Annotated in this window: 16 protein-coding genes and 2 pseudogenes; 10 read left to right on the top strand and 8 right to left on the bottom strand. The window is 72.2% G+C overall.

Annotated elements, in window-relative coordinates; all coding sequences use genetic code 11:
- Positions 1–29 precede the first annotated feature (29 nt).
- The 5 genes and pseudogenes from BJF85_RS14340 (at position 30) to BJF85_RS14320 (ending at position 4,183) form a co-directional block, all read left to right on the top strand.
- Positions 30–797 (top strand): ABC transporter permease, encoded by a 768-nt coding sequence (locus BJF85_RS14340; RefSeq protein ID WP_075848106.1) that lies wholly within the window; start codon positions 30–32, stop codon positions 795–797.
- Positions 794–2,009 (top strand): annotated as a pseudogene (locus BJF85_RS14335) (sulfate/molybdate ABC transporter ATP-binding protein). The gene BJF85_RS14340 and the pseudogene BJF85_RS14335 overlap by 4 nt, the downstream one beginning before the upstream one ends.
- Before the next feature lie 9 nt (positions 2,010–2,018).
- Positions 2,019–2,822, top strand: coding sequence for an HAD-IIA family hydrolase (locus tag BJF85_RS14330; protein WP_075848104.1), 804 nt, complete (start codon positions 2,019–2,021; stop codon positions 2,820–2,822).
- A 42-nt stretch (positions 2,823–2,864) separates the two neighbouring features.
- A complete protein-coding gene (locus BJF85_RS14325; protein WP_075848102.1) occupies positions 2,865–3,665 on the top strand; it encodes a metallophosphoesterase family protein in 801 nt (266 codons plus the stop codon).
- 143 nt (positions 3,666–3,808) lie between these two features.
- Complete coding sequence (locus tag BJF85_RS14320; protein ID WP_075848100.1) at positions 3,809–4,183, top strand: YccF domain-containing protein; 375 nt, start codon at positions 3,809–3,811, stop codon at positions 4,181–4,183.
- A 122-nt stretch (positions 4,184–4,305) separates the two neighbouring features.
- Here BJF85_RS14320 and BJF85_RS14315 read toward each other — a convergent pair whose 3' ends face one another.
- Positions 4,306–5,157, bottom strand: a complete 852-nt coding sequence (locus BJF85_RS14315; protein WP_075848132.1) for an endonuclease/exonuclease/phosphatase family protein — start codon at positions 5,155–5,157, stop codon at positions 4,306–4,308.
- Between the two features lie 151 nt (positions 5,158–5,308).
- On the bottom strand, positions 5,309–6,085 hold the full coding sequence (locus BJF85_RS14310) for a PhzF family phenazine biosynthesis protein (protein ID WP_075848098.1): 777 nt from the start codon (positions 6,083–6,085) through the stop codon (positions 5,309–5,311).
- Positions 6,086–6,177: 92 nt separating this feature from the next.
- Between BJF85_RS14310 and BJF85_RS14305 the strand changes: the two genes are divergently transcribed.
- Both BJF85_RS14305 and BJF85_RS14300 read left to right on the top strand, forming a co-directional pair.
- Positions 6,178–7,818, top strand: coding sequence for an AMP-binding protein (locus BJF85_RS14305; RefSeq protein ID WP_075848130.1), 1,641 nt, complete (start codon positions 6,178–6,180; stop codon positions 7,816–7,818).
- 76 nt (positions 7,819–7,894) lie between these two features.
- Entirely contained in the window at positions 7,895–8,503 is a 609-nt protein-coding gene (locus tag BJF85_RS14300; RefSeq protein WP_075848096.1) for an HAD family hydrolase, read from the top strand.
- Between the two features lie 29 nt (positions 8,504–8,532).
- Here the strand turns inward: BJF85_RS14300 and BJF85_RS14295 are convergent, their stop codons facing one another.
- Positions 8,533–8,775 (bottom strand): hypothetical protein, encoded by a 243-nt coding sequence (locus BJF85_RS14295; RefSeq protein ID WP_075848094.1) that lies wholly within the window; start codon positions 8,773–8,775, stop codon positions 8,533–8,535.
- 155 nt (positions 8,776–8,930) lie between these two features.
- On the opposite strand from BJF85_RS14295, the gene BJF85_RS14290 reads away from it, so the two are divergent.
- The gene (locus BJF85_RS14290; protein ID WP_075848093.1) at positions 8,931–9,317 is read left to right on the top strand and encodes a cold-shock protein; all 387 of its coding nucleotides are present in this window, start codon (positions 8,931–8,933) and stop codon (positions 9,315–9,317) included.
- 113 nt (positions 9,318–9,430) lie between these two features.
- Here BJF85_RS14290 and BJF85_RS14285 read toward each other — a convergent pair whose 3' ends face one another.
- Genes BJF85_RS14285 through BJF85_RS14270 form a run of 4 tightly spaced genes read right to left on the bottom strand, consistent with a single transcriptional unit; the run spans position 9,431 to position 13,659 of the window.
- Complete coding sequence (locus tag BJF85_RS14285; RefSeq protein ID WP_075848128.1) at positions 9,431–10,327, bottom strand: macrolide 2'-phosphotransferase; 897 nt, start codon at positions 10,325–10,327, stop codon at positions 9,431–9,433.
- A gap of 10 nt (positions 10,328–10,337) precedes the next feature.
- Positions 10,338–10,829, bottom strand: a complete 492-nt coding sequence (locus tag BJF85_RS14280; RefSeq protein ID WP_075848091.1) for a DUF2771 family protein — start codon at positions 10,827–10,829, stop codon at positions 10,338–10,340.
- Positions 10,830–10,839: 10 nt separating this feature from the next.
- Positions 10,840–12,780, bottom strand: coding sequence for an MFS transporter (locus BJF85_RS14275; protein ID WP_083666378.1), 1,941 nt, complete (start codon positions 12,778–12,780; stop codon positions 10,840–10,842).
- Positions 12,781–12,831: 51 nt separating this feature from the next.
- Positions 12,832–13,659: a glutaminyl-peptide cyclotransferase gene (locus tag BJF85_RS14270; RefSeq protein ID WP_075848089.1), complete on the bottom strand. Its 828-nt coding sequence runs from the start codon at positions 13,657–13,659 to the stop codon at positions 12,832–12,834.
- 96 nt (positions 13,660–13,755) lie between these two features.
- Here BJF85_RS14270 and BJF85_RS14265 point away from each other — a divergent pair.
- Positions 13,756–14,519, top strand: a pseudogene (locus tag BJF85_RS14265) (DUF3027 domain-containing protein).
- Complete coding sequence (locus BJF85_RS14260) at positions 14,516–17,380, top strand: sacsin N-terminal ATP-binding-like domain-containing protein (RefSeq protein WP_075848087.1); 2,865 nt, start codon at positions 14,516–14,518, stop codon at positions 17,378–17,380. Before BJF85_RS14265 ends, BJF85_RS14260 begins: the two are co-directional and overlap by 4 nt.
- A gap of 19 nt (positions 17,381–17,399) precedes the next feature.
- On the opposite strand, the gene BJF85_RS14255 is transcribed toward BJF85_RS14260, so the two are convergent.
- Entirely contained in the window at positions 17,400–17,672 is a 273-nt protein-coding gene (locus BJF85_RS14255) for a DUF2530 domain-containing protein (RefSeq protein ID WP_083666376.1), read from the bottom strand.
- Positions 17,673–17,679: the final 7 nt, after the last annotated feature.

The raw sequence follows: 17,679 nt of genomic DNA, 5'->3' as shown, positions 1-17,679 counted from the left end.
GCCTGCGTGGTCGGGCGGGCAATCCCGCGTTGCCGTGGGTGCTGTGGATCCCGGCGGGTCTGGCGCTGGCGCTCGTCGTGCTTCCCGTGGTCGGACTGCTCGCACGCACGGACTACGCCCGGCTGCCCGAACTCCTGACGTCGGACGCGGCGCTCAACGCGCTGCGCCTGTCGTTGCTGACCGCCTGTGTCTCGACCGTGTTGTGCGTGGTGCTGGGCGTGCCGCTGGCCGTCGTGCTCGCGCGGGCGCGCACCCGCGGGGTGCGGCTCGTGCGCGCCGTGGTGCTGCTACCGCTGGTGCTGCCGCCGGTCGTGGGTGGACTCGCGCTGCTGTTCCTGTTGGGACGCAACGGATTCCTCGGCTACCTGCTGGATGTCGTCGCCGGGGTGCGGGTGTCGTTCACGACGACGGCCGTGGTGATCGCGCAGACGTTCGTCGCGATGCCGTTCCTCGTCGTCAGCCTCGAGGGCGCGCTGCGCTCGGGCGGTCAGCGCTACGAGCTCGTGGCCGCGACCCTCGGCGCCCGCCCGTGGACCGTGTTCCGGCGCGTCACCGTGCCGTTGCTGCTGCCCGCGCTCGGCTCGGGCGCGGTGCTGAGCTTCGCCCGCGCGCTCGGCGAGTTCGGCGCGACGATCACGTTCGCCGGCAGCCTGGAAGGCGTCACGCGGACGCTGCCGCTGGAGGTGTACGCCCAGTCCGAGGCCGACATCGACAGCGCCGTCGCGCTGTCGTTGCTGTTGATCGTCGTCGCCGTGCTCGTGATCGCGGTGGCCCGGCCGAAGGCGTTCGACCGATGACCGAACAGACGACCGGACCGACACCGCAACCGCCTGCCGGATCGGGCGGGCTCGACGTCGACGTCGCCGTGAACCGCGGCCGGTTCGCGCTCGACGTGGCTTTCGCCGTGCCCGACGGCAGGGTGCTGGCCGTTCTCGGACCGAACGGTTCCGGCAAGTCGACGTTGCTGGGCTGCCTGGCCGGGCTGATCGCACCCGACCGCGGGGCGATCACGCTGCGGGGCCGGACGCTCAACCGGGTGCCGACGACGCACGTGCCCGCCCACGACCGCGGGGTCGGCCTGCTCGCCCAGGACCCGCTGCTGTTCCCGCACCTGTCGGTGCTGGAGAACGTCGCGTTCGGGCCTCGGGCACAGGGGCGGGCACAGGGGGATACCTCCCTTACTCGCGCACGCGCGCACGCGCACGCGCGCGAGTGGTTGAGGGAGGTGGACGCGGCCGAGTTCGAGGACCGCCGTCCCGCGCAGCTGTCCGGCGGCCAGGCGCAGCGGGTCGCGATCGCCCGTGCTGGCGGGGCGGCCGCGGTTGCTGTTGCTCGACGAGCCGCTGTCGGCGCTCGACGTCGACTCCGCGCCCGCGATCCGCGGCCTGCTGCGGCGGGTGCTCCGCACCGCCGGGCCCGAAGACGGTCCGCGAGCCGGTCCCGACGGTGGTGCGCGGTCGGCGGTGCTGGTGACGCACGATCCGCTCGACGCGCTCGCGCTGGCCGACGACGTCGTCGTCCTGTCGGCGGGCCGCATCGTCGAACGGGGCCCGGTGAAGGAGGTCCTGTCGGCGCCGCGGACGGCGTTCACCGCGCGGATCGCCGGTCTGAACCTCGTCGCCGGCACCGCCGAGGCGGGCGGGCTGCGCACACCGGACGGGACGGTGGTGGCCGGGGTGCCGGCGACCGACTGCGAGGTGGGGCGGCCCGCCGTCGCCGTGTTCTCGCCGGGCGCCGTCGCGGTGCATCCGGCCGGCACGCCGCACACCGGCAGTCCCCGCAACGTCGTCGACGTGCGCGTCGGCGCGCTCGAACCCCACGGGGCGGTCGTGCGGCTGCGCGCCGAGGGTGGCACCGGGGCGATGGCGGGCGTGGCGGCCGACCTGACGCCCGCCTCCGTCGCCGAACTGGGTCTCGAACCGGGCACGGCGGTCCGGCTGGAGGTCAAGGCCGCCGCGGTCACGATCCATCCGGTCGCGGACTCACCGCCACCCGCCGCGGAGACCTAAGGTAGGCGCATGACTTCGGACTCCAACGCGCCCTGGACGTACCTCACCGACATGGACGGCGTGCTGGTGCACGAGCAGCATCTCGTGCCGGGCGCCGACGAGTTCCTCGCCGAGCTCCGCTCGTCCGGGGCCGATTTCCTCGTGCTGACCAACAACTCGATCTACACCCCGCGTGACCTGCGGGCCCGGCTGCTGCACACCGGTCTGGACGTGCCGGAGGCGGCGATCTGGACCTCGGCGCTGGCCACGGCGAAATTCCTGCAGGACCAGCGTCCGGGCGGGTCGGCGTTCGTCATCGGCGAGGCGGGCCTGACCACGGCGCTGCACGAGGCCGGCTACATCCTCACCGAGACCGACCCCGACTACGTCGTGCTCGGCGAGACGCGCACCTACAGCTTCACGGCCATCACGCGCGCGATCCGCCTGATCGAGGGCGGCGCGCGGTTCATCGCCACCAACCCGGACCCGACCGGCCCGAGCCGGGAGGGGCTGCTGCCGGCGACCGGGTCGATCGCCGCGCTCATCGAACGCGCCACCGGCAAGTCGCCGTACTACGTGGGCAAGCCGAACCCGTTGATGATGCGCTCGGCGCTGCGCTCGCTCGGCGCGCACTCGGAGAACACGATCATGATCGGCGACCGGATGGACACCGACGTGCACTCCGGCATCGAGGCCGGGCTGAAGACGGTGCTGGTGCTCTCCGGCATCTCGACCCGTGATTCGGCCGACCGCTACCCGTTCAAGCCGACCCTGACCGTCGACTCCATCGCCGACCTGGTGGGTCGCACGGCCGATCCGTTCGGTTCGGCCTGACCGTCCACGGCTGCAGGGGCGGGAGCGTAAAGTCGAAGGGTGATGTCCGAATCCACCTTCGTTGTCGGTGATGTGCACGGGCACCGGGACGACCTGGTCGACGAGCTGCGCGAACACGGTCTCGTCGACGACGCCGACAACTGGTCCGGCGGCACGTCGTCGCTGTGGTTCCTCGGCGATTTCGTCGACCGCGGGCCCGACGGCATCGGCGCCATCACGTTGGTGCGCGAACTGCAACGCCAGGCCGCCGACGCGGGCGGCCACGTCGAGACGCTGCTGGGCAATCACGAGATCCTGCTGCTCGGGGTGCACCACTTCGGCGACACCGACGTGCCCTCCGACTTCGGCCCGCGCAGCTTCGCGCGCAGCTGGGAGATCAACGGCGGGCAGCAGGGCGACATCGACGGGCTCAGCGACGAGGTCGTCGAATGGCTCAGCACCCGGCCGCTGCTCGCGCACGTCGACGACCACCTGCTGATGCACTCCGACACCCTCGAGTACCTCGAGTGGGGATCGTCGATCGAGAAGATCAACGAGACGGTGCACGACGTGCTGGCCGGAGACGACCTGGCCCGCTGGTGGGACGTGTGGCGGCGGATGACGACCCGGTACGCGTTCCGCGGGCCGCACGGCGAGGAGGCCGCCGCCGAACTGCTCGACACGCTCGGCGGCGAGAGCATCGTGCACGGCCACAGCGTCATCGCCGACCAGCTGGGCATCCACCCCGTCGACATCGAACAGCCCTACCTCTACGCGGGCGGCCGCGTCCTCGGCATCGACGCCGGCCTCTTCGCAGGCGGCCCCTGCCTGGTCGTCCGCCTCCCCTACACCCCCGAAGACTGACCCGTTCAAAGCTCCCGAGGCCCCATGGTCGCGTTCAACGCGACCAAAGGGCCCTCGGGAGCACCACGACTCGGCCGCGGGATGAAAGGGTCCTCATTCGGGGTTCATGGCGGGTTGCGGGTCGGGTGGGGAGACTTGGTCTTGTGACGCTACTGCTGAACGTGATCTGGTTCGTCCTCGCCGGCTTCTGGCTCGCGCTGGGCTACCTGATCGCCGGAATCGTGTGCTGCATCCTGATCGTGACGATCCCGTTCGGGCTCGCCTCGTTCCGCCTCGCGGGGTACGCGCTGTGGCCGTTCGGCCGCACGTTGGTCGACCGCCGGGACGCGGGCGTGCCCTCGCTGATCGGCAACATCCTGTGGGTGATCGTCGCCGGTTTCTGGCTCGCCCTCGGACACCTCGTCACCGGCGCCCTGCTGTGCATCACGATCATCGGCATCCCGCTCGGGATCGCCAACTTCAAGCTCGTCCCCGTGGCGCTCGTGCCGCTCGGCCGGGAGATCGTGCCCGTCCGCTGAACCGCTGCAGCGGACCGCGAGGGGAACATTAGTCGCTCCCACCCGTCTCCCACCGCCACCCAAACGGACGCGCTCCGCGCGGCAGTGCTTGATCCGAGCGACCAAAGGGCCCTCGGGAGCATTCAGCGGCGGGGGACGGTGAGGTCGGCGACCACCGGGCGGTGGTCCGAGGCTGTGGTTGCCAGTTCCGAGTCGGGGACGTACGCGTGGCGGACGTCGATGGTGTCCGACACGGCGGCGTAGTCGATGCGCTTCTCGGGCACGTCGACGGGGTACGTCCCACCGTCGCCCTCGCCGGCCGCCCCGAACGCATCGGTCAGGCCTGTCCACAACGGAGCCAACTCGGGGTCGGCGGGTTCGGCGTTGAAATCGCCCAGCAGCACCCGTGAGGGGCCTGCGTCGTCGAGGATGTCGAGCGTCTCCTCGACCTGGATCTCGCGGACGGTGGGATCGCCGCGGTAGTCCAGGTGCGTCGAGTAGACGTGCACGAGCGCGCCGCGGGCCCGCACGACGACCTCGGCGAACCCGGGCATCGGCTCCGGTTCCGCCTCCTCACCGTCCTGTGTGGACATTCGGGTGAGGTCGTGGTTGGTGAACTCGGCGATCGGGAACCGCGACAGCACGGCCGTGCCGTACTCGCGCCGCGGCTGGTCCGACTCGTCCGGTTCGTGCGAGTAGATCGGGGCGAACCGGGCGTGCATGTCGAGTCGATCGGCGAGTTCGTCGATCACCGAGCGGTACTCGCTGCGCTCGCCCCAGTGCTTGTCGACCTCCTGCAACGCCACGACATCCGCGCCGGTCTCGGCGATCGCGGCCGCCGTGCGGTCGACGTCGAAGACGTCGTCGGCGCCGATGCCCGCGTGGATGTTGTACGAGGCGACGCGGAGTTCCACCGGCGGTGGGCCGGCGTGCGCGGCGGGCGTGAGCCCCGCGGCGAGGACGGCGGTGACGAGTGTGGTGACGAGACGTCGCATCGGCGGGCTCCCCGGTTCGGCGGTCGTGCCGGTCGCTGCGAACCGTAGGCAGGTCCGGATGGCGGGCACACCACGCGCACGTGAACACTGCCGAACACCCCGACGTTCGTCGGAAGGCCGGACGTCGGGGTGGGGACGAACCGGCTCGAAACTAGGCCCGCAGTTCGCCCTCGACGACGGTGACCGCGGTGCCGGTGAGCACGACGTGCTCGCCGTCGAGACGCGTGCGGACGGTGCCGCCGCGCGCCGACGCCTGGTAGCCGGTGAGGTCGCCGCGGCCCAGCCGTTCCGACCAGTACGGCGCGAGCACGCAGTGCGCCGCGCCCGTCACCGGGTCCTCCGGGATACCGATCGCCGGCGCGAACATCCGGCTGACGAAATCCACCGCGCCGCCGGCCTCCCCGGCGGCGGTGACGATCACCGAGTCGTCGGGCAGGGCGGCGAGGGCGTCGAGGTTCGGCTCGCAGGTGCGCACGGTGGCCGGGTCGTCGGTGACGACCAGCAGGAACCCGCCGCCGCTGCGCCGCAGCTCCGCCACCGGCAGCGCGGGCAGCGCGGTCGAGATGTCGACATCGCCGGGGTCCACGACCTGCGTCGGCGGGTCGACGGGCAGCCGCATGTCGATACCGCCCTCGGACGGCGTGCACTGCAGCGACCCGGACGCGGTCGTGAACGTCTGCTCCCCGCCGAGCACGTGCGCGGTCGCGAGGGTCGCGTGCCCGCACAGCGGCACCTCGGTCGTCGGGGTGAACCAGCGCAGCGGTTTCGGCTCCCGCGTGGTGACCACGAAGGCGGTCTCGGCGTGCTTCATCTCCGCGGCGACCGACTGCATCCACGTCTCGTCGGCGGGCTCGTCGAGCAGGACGACCGCGGCGGGATTGCCGCGGAACGGGGTGTCGGTGAACGAGTCGACCACGTACAGGCGCATGTCGGCACCCTAGTGAGCCATGGTCCCGGGCCGCCAGGGTCCCTAGACTGGCCGGCGGACCCGTCGACGACGACGCCCCGAGGAGGGTGACCATGCCTTCGCCCGCAGTTCCCAGCTACGCATCCGGAACGTCCGACGTCCCGCTGCTCGGCGACACCATCGGGGCGAACCTCGACCGCACCGTCGCGGCGCACGGCGAGCGCGACGCGCTGGTCGACCTGCCGTCCGGACGCCGGTGGACGTATCGGGAGTTCCAGGCCGACGTCGACGCGCTCGCGTCGGGCCTGCTCGCCAAGGGCGTCGGCAAGGGCGACCGCGTCGGCATCTGGTCGCCGAACTGTCCGGAGTGGACGCTGACGCAGTACGCGACGGCGAAGCTCGGCGCCATCCTCGTGAACATCAACCCGGCGTACCGGTCGCACGAGCTGGAGTACGTGCTGAACCAGGCGGGCATCCGCCTGCTCGTGTCGGCCGAGAGTTTCAAGACCTCCGACTACGCGGCGATGATCGCCGAGGTCCGGCCGCGCTGTTCGGCGCTGACCGACGTCGTGTTCATCGGCGGTGCCGAGTGGACGGAGCTGGCGGCGACGCCGGCCGATGCGGCGGCGCTCGCCGCCGCGGCGGCCGAGCTGAGCGCCGACGACCCGATCAACATCCAGTACACCTCGGGCACGACGGGATTCCCGAAGGGTGCGACGCTCTCGCATCACAACATTCTCAACAACGGCTTCTCCGTCGGCGAACTGTGCAATTACACCGAGGCCGACCGGATCTGCATCCCGGTGCCGTTCTACCACTGCTTCGGCATGGTGATGGGAAATCTGGCCGCCACCACGCACGGTGCATGCATGGTCATCCCGGCGCCGGGCTTCGACCCGAAGTCGACACTCGACGCGGTCCAGGCCGAGCGGTGTACCTCGCTGTACGGCGTGCCGACGATGTTCATCGCCGAGCTGGCCGAGCCGGAGTTCGACTCCTACGACCTGTCGACCCTGCGCACCGGGATCATGGCGGGATCTCCGTGTCCGGTCGAGGTGATGAAGCAGGTGATCGAGCGGATGGGCATGACGGAGGTGTCGATCTGCTACGGCATGACCGAGACGTCGCCGGTGTCGACGCAGACGCGGGCCGACGACTCGATCGAACGCCGGGTGTCCACTGTGGGCAGGGTGGGCCCGCACCTGGAGGTGAAGATCGTCGACCCGGCCACGGGCCGTACCGTGCCGCGCGGTGAGCCGGGCGAGCTGTGCACCCGCGGGTACTCGGTGATGCTGGGTTACTGGGAGGAACCGGACAAGACCGCCGAGGCCATCGACGCCGCGCGGTGGATGCACACCGGCGACCTCGGCGTGATGGACGACGAGGGCTACGTCAACATCACGGGCCGCATCAAGGACATGGTGATCCGCGGCGGCGAGAACATCTACCCGCGGGAGATCGAGGAGTTCCTCTACACGCATCCGGACATCCTGGACGCGCAGGTGATCGGTGTGCCGGACGACCGGTACGGCGAGGAGCTGATGGCGTGGGTGCGGATGCGTGAGGGCGCCGAGCCGCTGACCGCGGAGGCGTTGCGCGAGTTCTGCTCCGGCAAGCTCGCCCACTACAAGGTGCCGCGGTACGTGCACGTCGTCGACGAGTTCCCCATGACGGTCACCGGCAAGGTCCGCAAGGTCGAGATGCGCGAGACCGCCGAGGGGCTCCTGGGTCTGAAACGCCCGTCGACGGCCTGACCGCACCGCGTCCCCGAGCAAGCCCGGCCCCGAGCCCTCGGGCCGTTCGCGGCGTGAGGGGATTACCGTGGTGGGAGTGCTGACCTGCGTGGGATTCGACCTGGACATGACGTTGATCGATCCGCGGCCCGGGATGGCCGCGGCGATGGACCGACTCGGTGCGGACAACGATCTGCCGCTCGACGGGGCGCACTTCGCCGAGCACCTCGGCCCGCCGCTCGACCACACGCTTCGTGGGTTCGGGGCGCCCGAGGACCGTATTCCCGACCTGATCACCCAGTTCCGCGCGAGCTACCCGGAGACCGTCATCCCGCAGACCGTGGCGCTGCCGGGCGCGCGGGAGGCCCTGGACGTGGTGCACGAGCTGGGTGCGACCACGCTCGTCGTCACCGGCAAGTACGGCCCCAACGCCGATCTGCACGTCAAGGCGCTCGACCTGCCCGTCGACACGCTCGTGGGCGATCTGTGGTCCACCGGCAAGGCGGCCGCGCTGACCGAGCACCGGGCGTCGATCTATGTCGGCGATCACATCGGGGACATGCGCGGCGCACAGGCCGCGGGCGCCGTGGCGGTCGGCGTCGTCAGCGGACCGTGCTCGCGCGAGGAGCTCGTCGAGGCCGGGGCCGAGATCGTGCTGGACTCGCTGACCGAGTTCGCGGACTGGCTCCGAGGCTGGATCGGCTGAACAGGGCCGGGCGAACGGGGCCGGGCGGTCTACTTGCCGCGGTGCTCGCGGACCAGGGCGTACAGGCCCAACGCGAGGCCCAACGGCGTGATGACCACGGCGGCGACCGACAGCCACACGGGCAGTTCGTCCATCCCCGCGGCGAACAGGATGAACACGGCGAGCACGGCGACCATGCCGATCGCGAAAAGGCCGACGCCCAGTCGCATCAGCAGCGGCTTGCCGTGGTCGGTCTTCGGCGTGTTCGGGGTGGCGGTCTCCATGTACGCCATCGTAGAGGCTGCACTGTCCTGGTATGCACCGTGTGTGGCGAGATAAGCTGGACGGCACGCGCGTCCTGGGTACGCAGACCTGGGGCGCGTTCGTCATGCGGCGGGGGCAGGGCAGCCCCGGCCGCTGTCAGAGCAGCGAAGGAACGGTGAGGGTAGTGCCGACCGGCAAGGTCAAGTGGTACGACGCGGACAAGGGGTTCGGGTTCGTCACCCAGGACGGTGGCGCGGACGTCTTCATTCGGAAGGCCGCGTTGCCGGAGGGCGTGGAGTCCCTCAAATCCGGCCAGCGACTGGAGTTCGGTGTCGCCGACGGCCGCCGGGGTCCGCAGGCGCTGTCGGTGCGTCTGCTCGACCCGCCGCCGTCGGTCGCCGAGGCACGCCGGCGACCCGCCGAGGAGCTGCACGGCCTCGTCGACGACATGATCAAGTTGTTGGAGAGCAACGTGCAGCCCGAACTGCGCAGGGGCCGCTACCCGGACCGCAAGAAGGTCAAGCGCATCGCCGAGGTTATGCGCGCCGTCGCCCGCGACCTCGATCCCTGACCAGCGCGGATCCCTGACGAGCGCAGGCCTGTAAGAGACCCGGACACGACGAACCCCGGCACCCGCTCGGTGCGGGGTTCGTCGTCGTTGCCGGGTTCGAGGTGTCGGGTCCGTCAGTCCGTCGGGTTCAGCATGGCGGCGGCCTCGTCGAGGTGCTGCTGTTCGCCGGTGGTGAGCGCGTACAGGGCATAGCCGATCGGCGAGGCGTCCCACAGGTGGCGCGCCTGCGCGGCCAGGCCCGCGTGCACCTGCCCGCCCGCGTCGGCGTAGGCCTCCAGCGTCCGCTGCAGCATGTCCTCGCCCGCGGCCCCGTACTGGGCGGCCAGGTCGCGTGCCGGGTCGTCGACGCGCGCGGTGGTCCAGTCGAGCACCCCGGTGATGGCGCCGTCCTCGGCGAACAGCAGATGCGCGGGGTAGATCTCGCCGTGGGTCGGAACGGTGCGGTCGGGCCAGCAGGTGTCGTCGTCGAGCCACGTCCGCCACGAGTCGGACAGGGCGGCGGCGACGGGAAACGCGCCGAGCACCGCGGCGATGTCGTCGGACCACGCCTGGCGGACCTGGTCGGGCGTACGGGCCGGCATCCCGCCCGCGGTCGCGTCGGCCGTGGGGATCGTGTGCACGGTGGCGAGCAGCCTGCCGAGCCGGTCGGCATAGCCGGGGTCTGCGGGGTCCATGTGCCATTCCGGCTCGCCGGCGTCGATCGTCAGTCCGGGCTCGCCGGGCAGTGCCGGGTAGGCGATGAGATCGCGGGACCGGATGCGCCAGTCGGGCACGGCGACGCCCCGGGCGGCCAGGTGCGGCGCGACGACGTCGAGGATCCGCGCCTCCTCGTCGATGCCCTCGGAGACGTCGTCCCGGCGCGGCAGGCGCAGGACCCACCGGGTGTGGGCGCTGTCGTCGGCCAGCACGACGCGGTAGTCCAGACCGGCTTCCTCGACACGTGCGGTGGCGGGGTCGAGCTGCAGCCCGTGTCGCGCGGCCACGGCCAGCGCGTCGTCAAGGTCGGTCACGGCCTGCAAGTCAGTTCTGCGAGTTCTGCAGCGACCAGACGGCGCGGGCGACGAGCTGCGGCTGGCCGTCCTCGTCGGCGAGCGGCGTGCCCTCCTGGTCGGCGGCGTAGGCGGCGCCGATCTGCTGGATCTCGACGACGGCGACGCGGTCCTGGTCGGTGGGCGGCGTCGCCGTGTAGGCGTAACGCTGGCCGTCGGTGAACGCCTCCTGCTCGAGCGTTTCCTCACCGGTCTCGGGGTTGAAGTACTGGACGATGATCACCCACGGGGTGTCGACCGCCTCGGACGGCAACGAGATCTGCACCGGCTGGCCGGGGCGCACGTCGAGGTCGATCGGCGGACCCTGGTCCTGGCAGTCGGACACGATCTCGTCGCAGTAGACCATCGGTGCGGCGGCCGTGCTCTGGCCGTCGGCGTAGAACGTGACCTCCGGCTGGTGCTCCGAACATCCGGTCAAGGCCAACGCGGCGCCCGCCAGGACAACTCCTACAGCTCGTCGCATAGGTCTCAGATTACGACTCGTGCGGCGACCTGGCGGCCGCGGGGCCGGCAGAGCCGGCCTTGTTGCTGGTCCCCGCGCCGCCCGAGGGGCCGCCCGTTTTGCCCGACCTGCCGCGGGTGCCGCCCATCTTGCCCTTGCCGACCGTGGGCAGCATCGTCTTGCCACCGCGCACCAGCCACGTCTGGGCCAGGCCCACCGCCAGCATTCCCGAGACGGTGAGGAAGCCGATCCAGTACGTCGGCGGCAGCAGCAGCCCGACGGCGCCGCCGGACACCCAGGCCAGCTGCAGCACGGTCTCCGACCGGCCGAACGCCGAGGCCCGCGACTCCTCCGGCATGTCCTGCTGGATGACGGCGTCCAGGGAGTTCTTCGCCAGTGCGCTCGCGGTCGCGCCGACCAGGCCGACGACCGCGGCCGTCGCCAGACCGGCGATCAGCGCGGCCAGGATCGTCGACGCCAACGCCGAGGCCACGCAGACGAGGATCACCTGGTCCGGTTTGCCGAACTGCATCCGCGAGCCGATGGCGTTGCCGAGGAACCCGCCCGCACCGGCCGCCCCGCCGATCACGCCGAGCATCACGAGCTGCATGAACGGGCTGTAGGCGCCGGCCTCGGTCTGTTCCTTCACGGCGAACGCCGCGAACATCATCAGGAACCCGGTGAGCACCCGGATCGTGCCGTTGCCCCACAACGCGATGGTCGTGTGATGACTCATCGGCGTGCGTTTGGGCTTGGCGGGTCTGCCCTGTGGCGCCGATGACTGGTCGGTCAGCGACGCGGGAACCTCGCCCTCGGTCACCTCGACCCACGACGGGATGCGCATCGCCTGGTAGGCGCCGACGCCGCAGATGATCGCGGTGAACCACAGCGCCGCCGCGGAACCGAACAGCGAGTTGAATCCGGCGGCGACCGCGCCGAACGCGCCGCCCGCGATGAGGCCGAACACGGTGAGCCGCGCGTTGGTCTTCGACAGCGTGATCTCGGGTGGCAGCACCCGTGGCGTCACGGCCGCCTTGAGGACCATGAACGACTTGGACAGCACCATCTTGCCCAGCGCCGCCGGGTAGAGGATCCAGTTGTCGAAGTTCAGCGCCATCAGCACGCACATGAGCAGCTGACCCGCCGAGGCCACCGCCATCGCGAGTCTGCGGCCGCGTTGGATGCGGTCCAACGCGGGCCCGATCACCGGGGCCACGAGTGCGAACGGCGCGATGGTGATCAGCAGGTACAGCGCGACGTTGCCGCGGCTCTCGCCGCTGGTCGCGGCGAAGAACAACGTGTTGGCCAGCGCCACGGCCATCGCCGCGTCGCTGGCGTAGTTGAGCATCACCGCGTACGTCAGCGACGTCAGTCCGGACTTGTCGGCCCCGTCGGCCTTGGTCGCGCGTTGGAACGCGCCGACGGCCTTGCCCGACAACTCCTTGCCGCGCCACGCGGCGACGCGGGTGACGGTCAGCTTGCGCGGGGCCTTCGGGGTGCCCTCGAAGCCGTGCTCGGCGCGGGCCTGTCCCTCCGGTTCCGGCTGCGGTTCCGTCGGGCGTTCGGCCCTGGCCGGATCGGGCGGGTAGCCGCCGGTGTCGTAGTAGTCGCCGAAATCGCCGTGATCGGGCCGCTGCCGCTGGTTCGGCTGCTGCCCCGGGCCGTGGTCCCACGGGCGGGGCGGGTACTGGCGGGCGCCGCGCGGGGGCTGCGGCACGGCACCGGTCGGCGCGTTGTCGGCCGTCACCGGAGGCGGGTCGGGCGGACCCTGCTGCGGCGGACCCTGCTGCGGCGGACCTTGTTGCGGCGGTCCTTGCCACGGAGGCTGGCGCGGGGGTGTGCGGGGAGGCTGAGCGGGCTGCTGGGGCGCTTGCGGGGGCGGCGGGGGCTCCTGTTTCCGGGTGCGGTCCGCGGGCGGTGTGGCTGCACCCGGTTCGGGTGTCCACCTGCGCTTGCCCCGCTTGTTCCCCATGTGCGCAATCCTGCCGTACTCGCCGCCGCCGCGTTCGGGTGACGTCCGTCCTCAGGCCGGGACGAACGTGACCCGGAACATCTTCGGCCACAACTTGCCGGTGATCAAAAACTGATCCGAATCGGGGTAGGCGGCGATGCCGTTGAGCACGTCGGCGTCGGCGGCCTCGGCGTCGGTGAGCAGCCCGGAGGCGTCGATCCTGGCCGTGACGTGGCCGCTGTCGGGGTCGATCCGCACGATGCCGTCGGAGTGCCAGAGGTTGGCGTACACGTCGCCGTCGACGCCGCCGACGCATTCGAGCTCGTTGAGCTGGTCGAGCGGCTCGCCGTCCTCGGTGACCTCGACCGAGCCGGTCACATCGAACGTCTCGGGGTCGCGGAACGTCAGCGTCGCCGAGCCGTTGCTCATCACGAGCCGCTCGTCCCGGTCGCCGCCCTGGTCGCACAGGCCCCAGCCCTCGCCGTCGTAGGACACGCGCCGCCGCTCCTCGAGCGTGTCGGGGTCGCGTTCGATGGCGATGCCGCTGGTCCACGTGAGCTGCCACACCCGTGACTCGGTGACCGTGATGCCCTCGCCGAACAGCTCGTCCGGCAGGTCCTTGCGCACCTCGGGCTCGGCACCGGCAGGGCCGGCCGTGATGCGCGACTCGCCGTTGAGGCCCGTGCCCTCGTACAGGGTGTCGCCGAGGAACTCGAGACCCTGGGTGAACGCCGTCACGTCGTGCGGGAGCTCCTGCTCGACCTGCACGCGGAGCTGTTCGACCGCGGAAGCGGAGTCGGAGTCGGAACCTTCCCCCTGGTCGAGGGTGCCGGCGCCGCAGGCCGCGAGCAGCGCCGCGGCGGCCGGGAAGACGGTGAGCAGTGTCCATGCGCGCTTCACGGGTGTGAGCCTGGCACATCCGCGGCGCACGCGTCTGCGACCGGCCGCGCGGCCTGGCCCTATCGCGGGACGGGCGGTGCGGCACAATGGGTACCTATGACGTTGCCAGTCACCCTCGACGAAGGTGCCAACCGGCAGAAGCTGGTCGACGCGGTGGAGCCCGCGCGAGAGGCCGCCGTTCTCGACGCGGGCGAACAGCACGTCGGTGCGCACGTCGGCGTCGAGCACGAGGACGCCTCGGCGGTCACCCATCTCTTCGACGCCTCGTGGCGGGATATCGGGGTTGGCGCTGGTCGGTGACGATCGCGTCCCCCGAGCCCGACTCGCCGGTCACGGTCAGCGAGGTCGTGCTGCGGCCCGGCCCCGAGGCGCTCGTCGCGCCCAGCTGGGTGCCGTGGGAACGCCGCGTGCGGCCCGGCGACCTCGGCGTCGGCGACCTGTTCCCGCCGGAGCCCGGCGACCCGCGGCTCGTGCCCGCCTACCTCGACGTCGACGACCCCGAGGCCACCGACACCGCCCACGAGCTCGGGCTCGGCCGGCTGCGCGTGCTGTCCCGCGAGGGCCGTGAGGAGTCCGCGCGGCGGTGGAAGGGCGGCGAGTTCGGCCCGCGGGCCGACATGGCGCGCAGCGCCCCCGCCGCCTGCGGCACGTGCGGCTTCTACGTCCAGCTCGGCGGCTCGCTGCGCGCGGCGTTCGGCGTGTGCGGCAACGAGTACGCCCCCGCCGACGGGCACGTCGTGCACGCCGAGTACGGCTGCGGCGCGCACTCCGAGGTGGAGGTCGAGGTCACGTCGTCGTTCCCGGTCTCGGAACTCGTCTACGACGACTCGCTGCTCGACACCGAGCCCGCGGGTGGGTGAGCGGTCTGCCTGACCGGGCGTTCGAGACCGCCGCCCTGCGGGAGGCGGTGCTGCGTGCCTGGCGGGATTCGCCGACCCGGCTGACCGAGGACACCAACGCCGAACGCGATCTGCGGGTCGGCGGCTACCGCGATCGGTTGTTCGTCGAGCTCGCCCAGAACGCCGCCGACGCCGCCGCGCTCGCCGGCGTGGCAGGCCGCGTGCGGGTGCGGATCGTCGACGGCGAACTGCGCGTCGCCAACACCGGACGTCCGCTCGACGAGCCCGGCGTCGCGGCGTTGGCCTCGTTGCGCGCGTCGGCCAAACCCGAGGGCACCGTCGGCCGGTTCGGCGTCGGTTTCGCCGCGGTGCTGGCCGTCACCGTCGGCCCTCGCGTCGTGTCCCGCACCGGCGGCGTGGCGTTCTCCGAGGAGCGCACCCGCGCCGCGGCGGGCGCCGACGACGTGCCCGTGCTGCGGCTGCCCTGGGAACTCGAGGCGGGCGAACCGCCGGTGCCCGACGGGTTCGACACCGAGGTGCGGCTGCCGTTGGAGGTCGACGCCGGAGAGGTGCTGGCCACGATCACCGCCGAGGTCGCCGATCTGCTGCTGGCGTTGCCGGCATTGGAGAGCGTGGACGTCGAAGGGCGGCGCTGGGAGCGGCGCGACGCCGGCTCCGTGGTCGAACTGTCCACACCGGACGATACGACGCGCTGGTCGGTGCATCGCGACGGTGCGACGACGTGGGCCGTGCCCGTCGACGCCGACGGGGTCCCGCGGCCACGGGCCGAGGACGTGCTGCACACCCCGACCCCCACGGACGAACGGTTGTCGTTGCCCGCACGGCTGCTCGCGGCCGTGCCGGTCGAACCGTCCCGGCGGCGCGTGCTCGCGGGCGCGGGCACGCGCGAGGCGCTGGCCGCTGCCGCGCGGGCGTACCCGGGTCTCGTGCGCACCGTCGCCCGGGAGTATCGGACGACGGTGGTGCCCGCCGCCGGGTTCCCACTGTCCGATGTGGATGCTGAGCTGCGCGAGCTCGTCGTCGACGCACTGTCCGAACAGGACTGGGTGCCCGCCGCGGGCGGTGCCGAACTGTCGGGCCGGCGGTGCCGGGTGCTGACCGTCGAGGCCCCGGCGCTCGTCGCGCTGCTGGCCGACGTCGTGCCCGGCCTCGCCGCCGACTCCGGCCCCGACGCCGCACGCACCCTCGAATCCGTCGGCGCCGCGGCGATGGACATCGCCGAGATCGTCGACGTGCTGACCGGCGTCGACCGCGATCCGACCTGGTGGACGCGGGTGTACGACGCGCTGCTGGACGGCGTCGAGTCCCACCGCGTCGACACGGCCGAACTCGGCGCCCTGCCCGTTCCGCTCGTCGACGGGCGCACCGTGCCCGGCCCGCGGGGCGTGCTGCTCGTCGACGCCGACACCCTCGGCGAGGCCGACGAGCTCGTCGACGCCGGTGTGGTGGGCCTGCACGTCGTGCACCCCGACGCGGCGCATCCGCTGCTGACACGGCTCGGCGCCGTGCGCGCGGGCGCCGCGGAGCTGCTGGACGCGCCCGCCATGCGCGAGGCCGTCGAGCGCAGCGTCGACGACGCCGAGTCCGGGGTGGACGTCCGTCCGCTCGTCGAGGTGGTTCTGCGGCTCGCCGCGGCGGGCGGTGACCCGGCCGGACTGGGTGCGCTGGCCCTGCCCGGCCGGTCCGGTCCGCGCCGCGCCGACGAACTGGTCCTGCCCGACGCGCCGCTGCTCGACGTGTTCGACCCCGAGGCACTGGGAGCGGACGGCCCGCTCGACGTCCTCGACGCGGAGTTCGCGGCCGGCCACGGCGGGCCGGCGCTCGAGGCGCTCGGCGTGGTGGGCACGTTCGCCCTCGTCACCGACGACGAACCCACCGACGCCGACCACGACCTGCCCGACGAGCAGTCGTGGTGGGAAGAGACCCAACCCACGTCGGTGCTGGCGGTGCGTGATCTCGACCTGGTCGCCGACGACGCGTGGCCGGCGGCCCTGCGGCTGCTGGCCGGGCGGCCGGAGACGTGGCGCGCGTTGACGCTGCCCGGCGGGCACACGCCGTGGTGGCTGGCCCGCTACGCCGTGCTGGCCGGACGCGCGCCGCGGGATTGGCGCATGCCCGGCGCGCGCGGCCTGGAGGGCCTCTTCGACCCCGTCCCGGATGTCGACATATCGCCGAGCGTGCTGGTCGCCGTCGGCGTGCGGACCGAGCTGACCGCCGCCGACGTCACCGACGCCGACGACGCGGCGGACGTGTGCGACCGGCTCGCCGACCCGGCCCGCGATGTGCCGCTGCCGGTGACGCTGCGCGCCCACGGCGTGCTGGCCGAAGCGACCGCCCACGGCTCGGCGTTCGACCCGCCCGAGCGGGTGCGCGCGCTGGACGGGACGGTCGCCGACGCCGACGACGCGGCCGTGCTCGACGGCCCGTGGCTGCTCGGCGTGCTACCGGCCGGCCGGCTCGTCGCCCTCGGCGGCAACTCCGACGAAGATGCCCCTGCCGACCCCGCGGCGTTGGCGGACGTGCTCGACCTGCCGCTCGCGACGTCGGTGGCGGGGGCGACCGTCGATTCCGACGGCGAGTTCGCCGAGTGGACCGACCTGCCCGCGCTCGTCGAGGTCGCCGCACTGCTGGGTCTGCCGCTGCCGGACGGCGGGGTCGTCGTCCACGAGCAGCTGGTCGTCACCGCGGGCGACACCGAGACGCCGGTGCCGTGGTGGTGCGACCCGGATCACGTCGTGCACGCGGCGGACACGTCCGAGGGGCTCGCGCGCGCGTTCGCGTGGGCGGCCGGGGCGTGGGCCCGCCGCCGCGACGTGGAGGCCCTCCTCGACGACCCGACGCCGGACACGCTCCTGGCCTGAGACCGCCCTGACCCGGGTGTCAGAGGTTGCGCTGGGCTCCGCGTGAGCCTCGGCGGGATGCGGACGTCTGCCATGCAATGATGCCGAAGCCCACGCCCCCGAGGCCCGCTCCGGCCAGGGTCGTCCACAGCCACGTGTTGTCGGTACCGACGATGAGCAGGACGAGCAGTGCGGCGCACCATGCCGTCGTGCCCACCGCGACCGGTGCCCACAGTCCGACGACCGATTTGGGCAGGGCGGGGACAGGCCGAAACCGCCCTGTAACGCGCGGGGTGTTGCCGGGCTCGTCCACGTGGGAC

Origin of the sequence: Saccharomonospora sp. CUA-673, from assembly GCF_001942305.1 — a bacterium.
Taxonomy (GTDB): Bacteria; Actinomycetota; Actinomycetes; order Mycobacteriales; family Pseudonocardiaceae; genus Prauserella.
This window is presented reverse-complemented; position numbering and strand designations above follow the sequence as displayed.

Bases quoted from the DNA above. Each gene is read 5' to 3' on its own strand.
- BJF85_RS14330 (WP_075848104.1), top strand. From the start codon at position 2,019: ATGACTTCGGACTCCAACGCGCCCTGGACGTACCTCACCGACATGGAC.
- BJF85_RS14325 (WP_075848102.1), top strand. From the start codon at position 2,865: ATGTCCGAATCCACCTTCGTTGTCGGTGATGTGCACGGGCACCGGGAC.
- BJF85_RS14315 (WP_075848132.1), bottom strand. From the start codon at position 5,157: ATGCGACGTCTCGTCACCACACTCGTCACCGCCGTCCTCGCCGCGGGG.
- BJF85_RS14310 (WP_075848098.1), bottom strand. From the start codon at position 6,085: ATGCGCCTGTACGTGGTCGACTCGTTCACCGACACCCCGTTCCGCGGC.
- BJF85_RS14305 (WP_075848130.1), top strand. From the start codon at position 6,178: ATGCCTTCGCCCGCAGTTCCCAGCTACGCATCCGGAACGTCCGACGTC.
- BJF85_RS14295 (WP_075848094.1), bottom strand. From the start codon at position 8,775: ATGGCGTACATGGAGACCGCCACCCCGAACACGCCGAAGACCGACCAC.
- BJF85_RS14280 (WP_075848091.1), bottom strand. From the start codon at position 10,829: ATGCGACGAGCTGTAGGAGTTGTCCTGGCGGGCGCCGCGTTGGCCTTG.
- BJF85_RS14275 (WP_083666378.1), bottom strand. From the start codon at position 12,780: ATGGGGAACAAGCGGGGCAAGCGCAGGTGGACACCCGAACCGGGTGCA.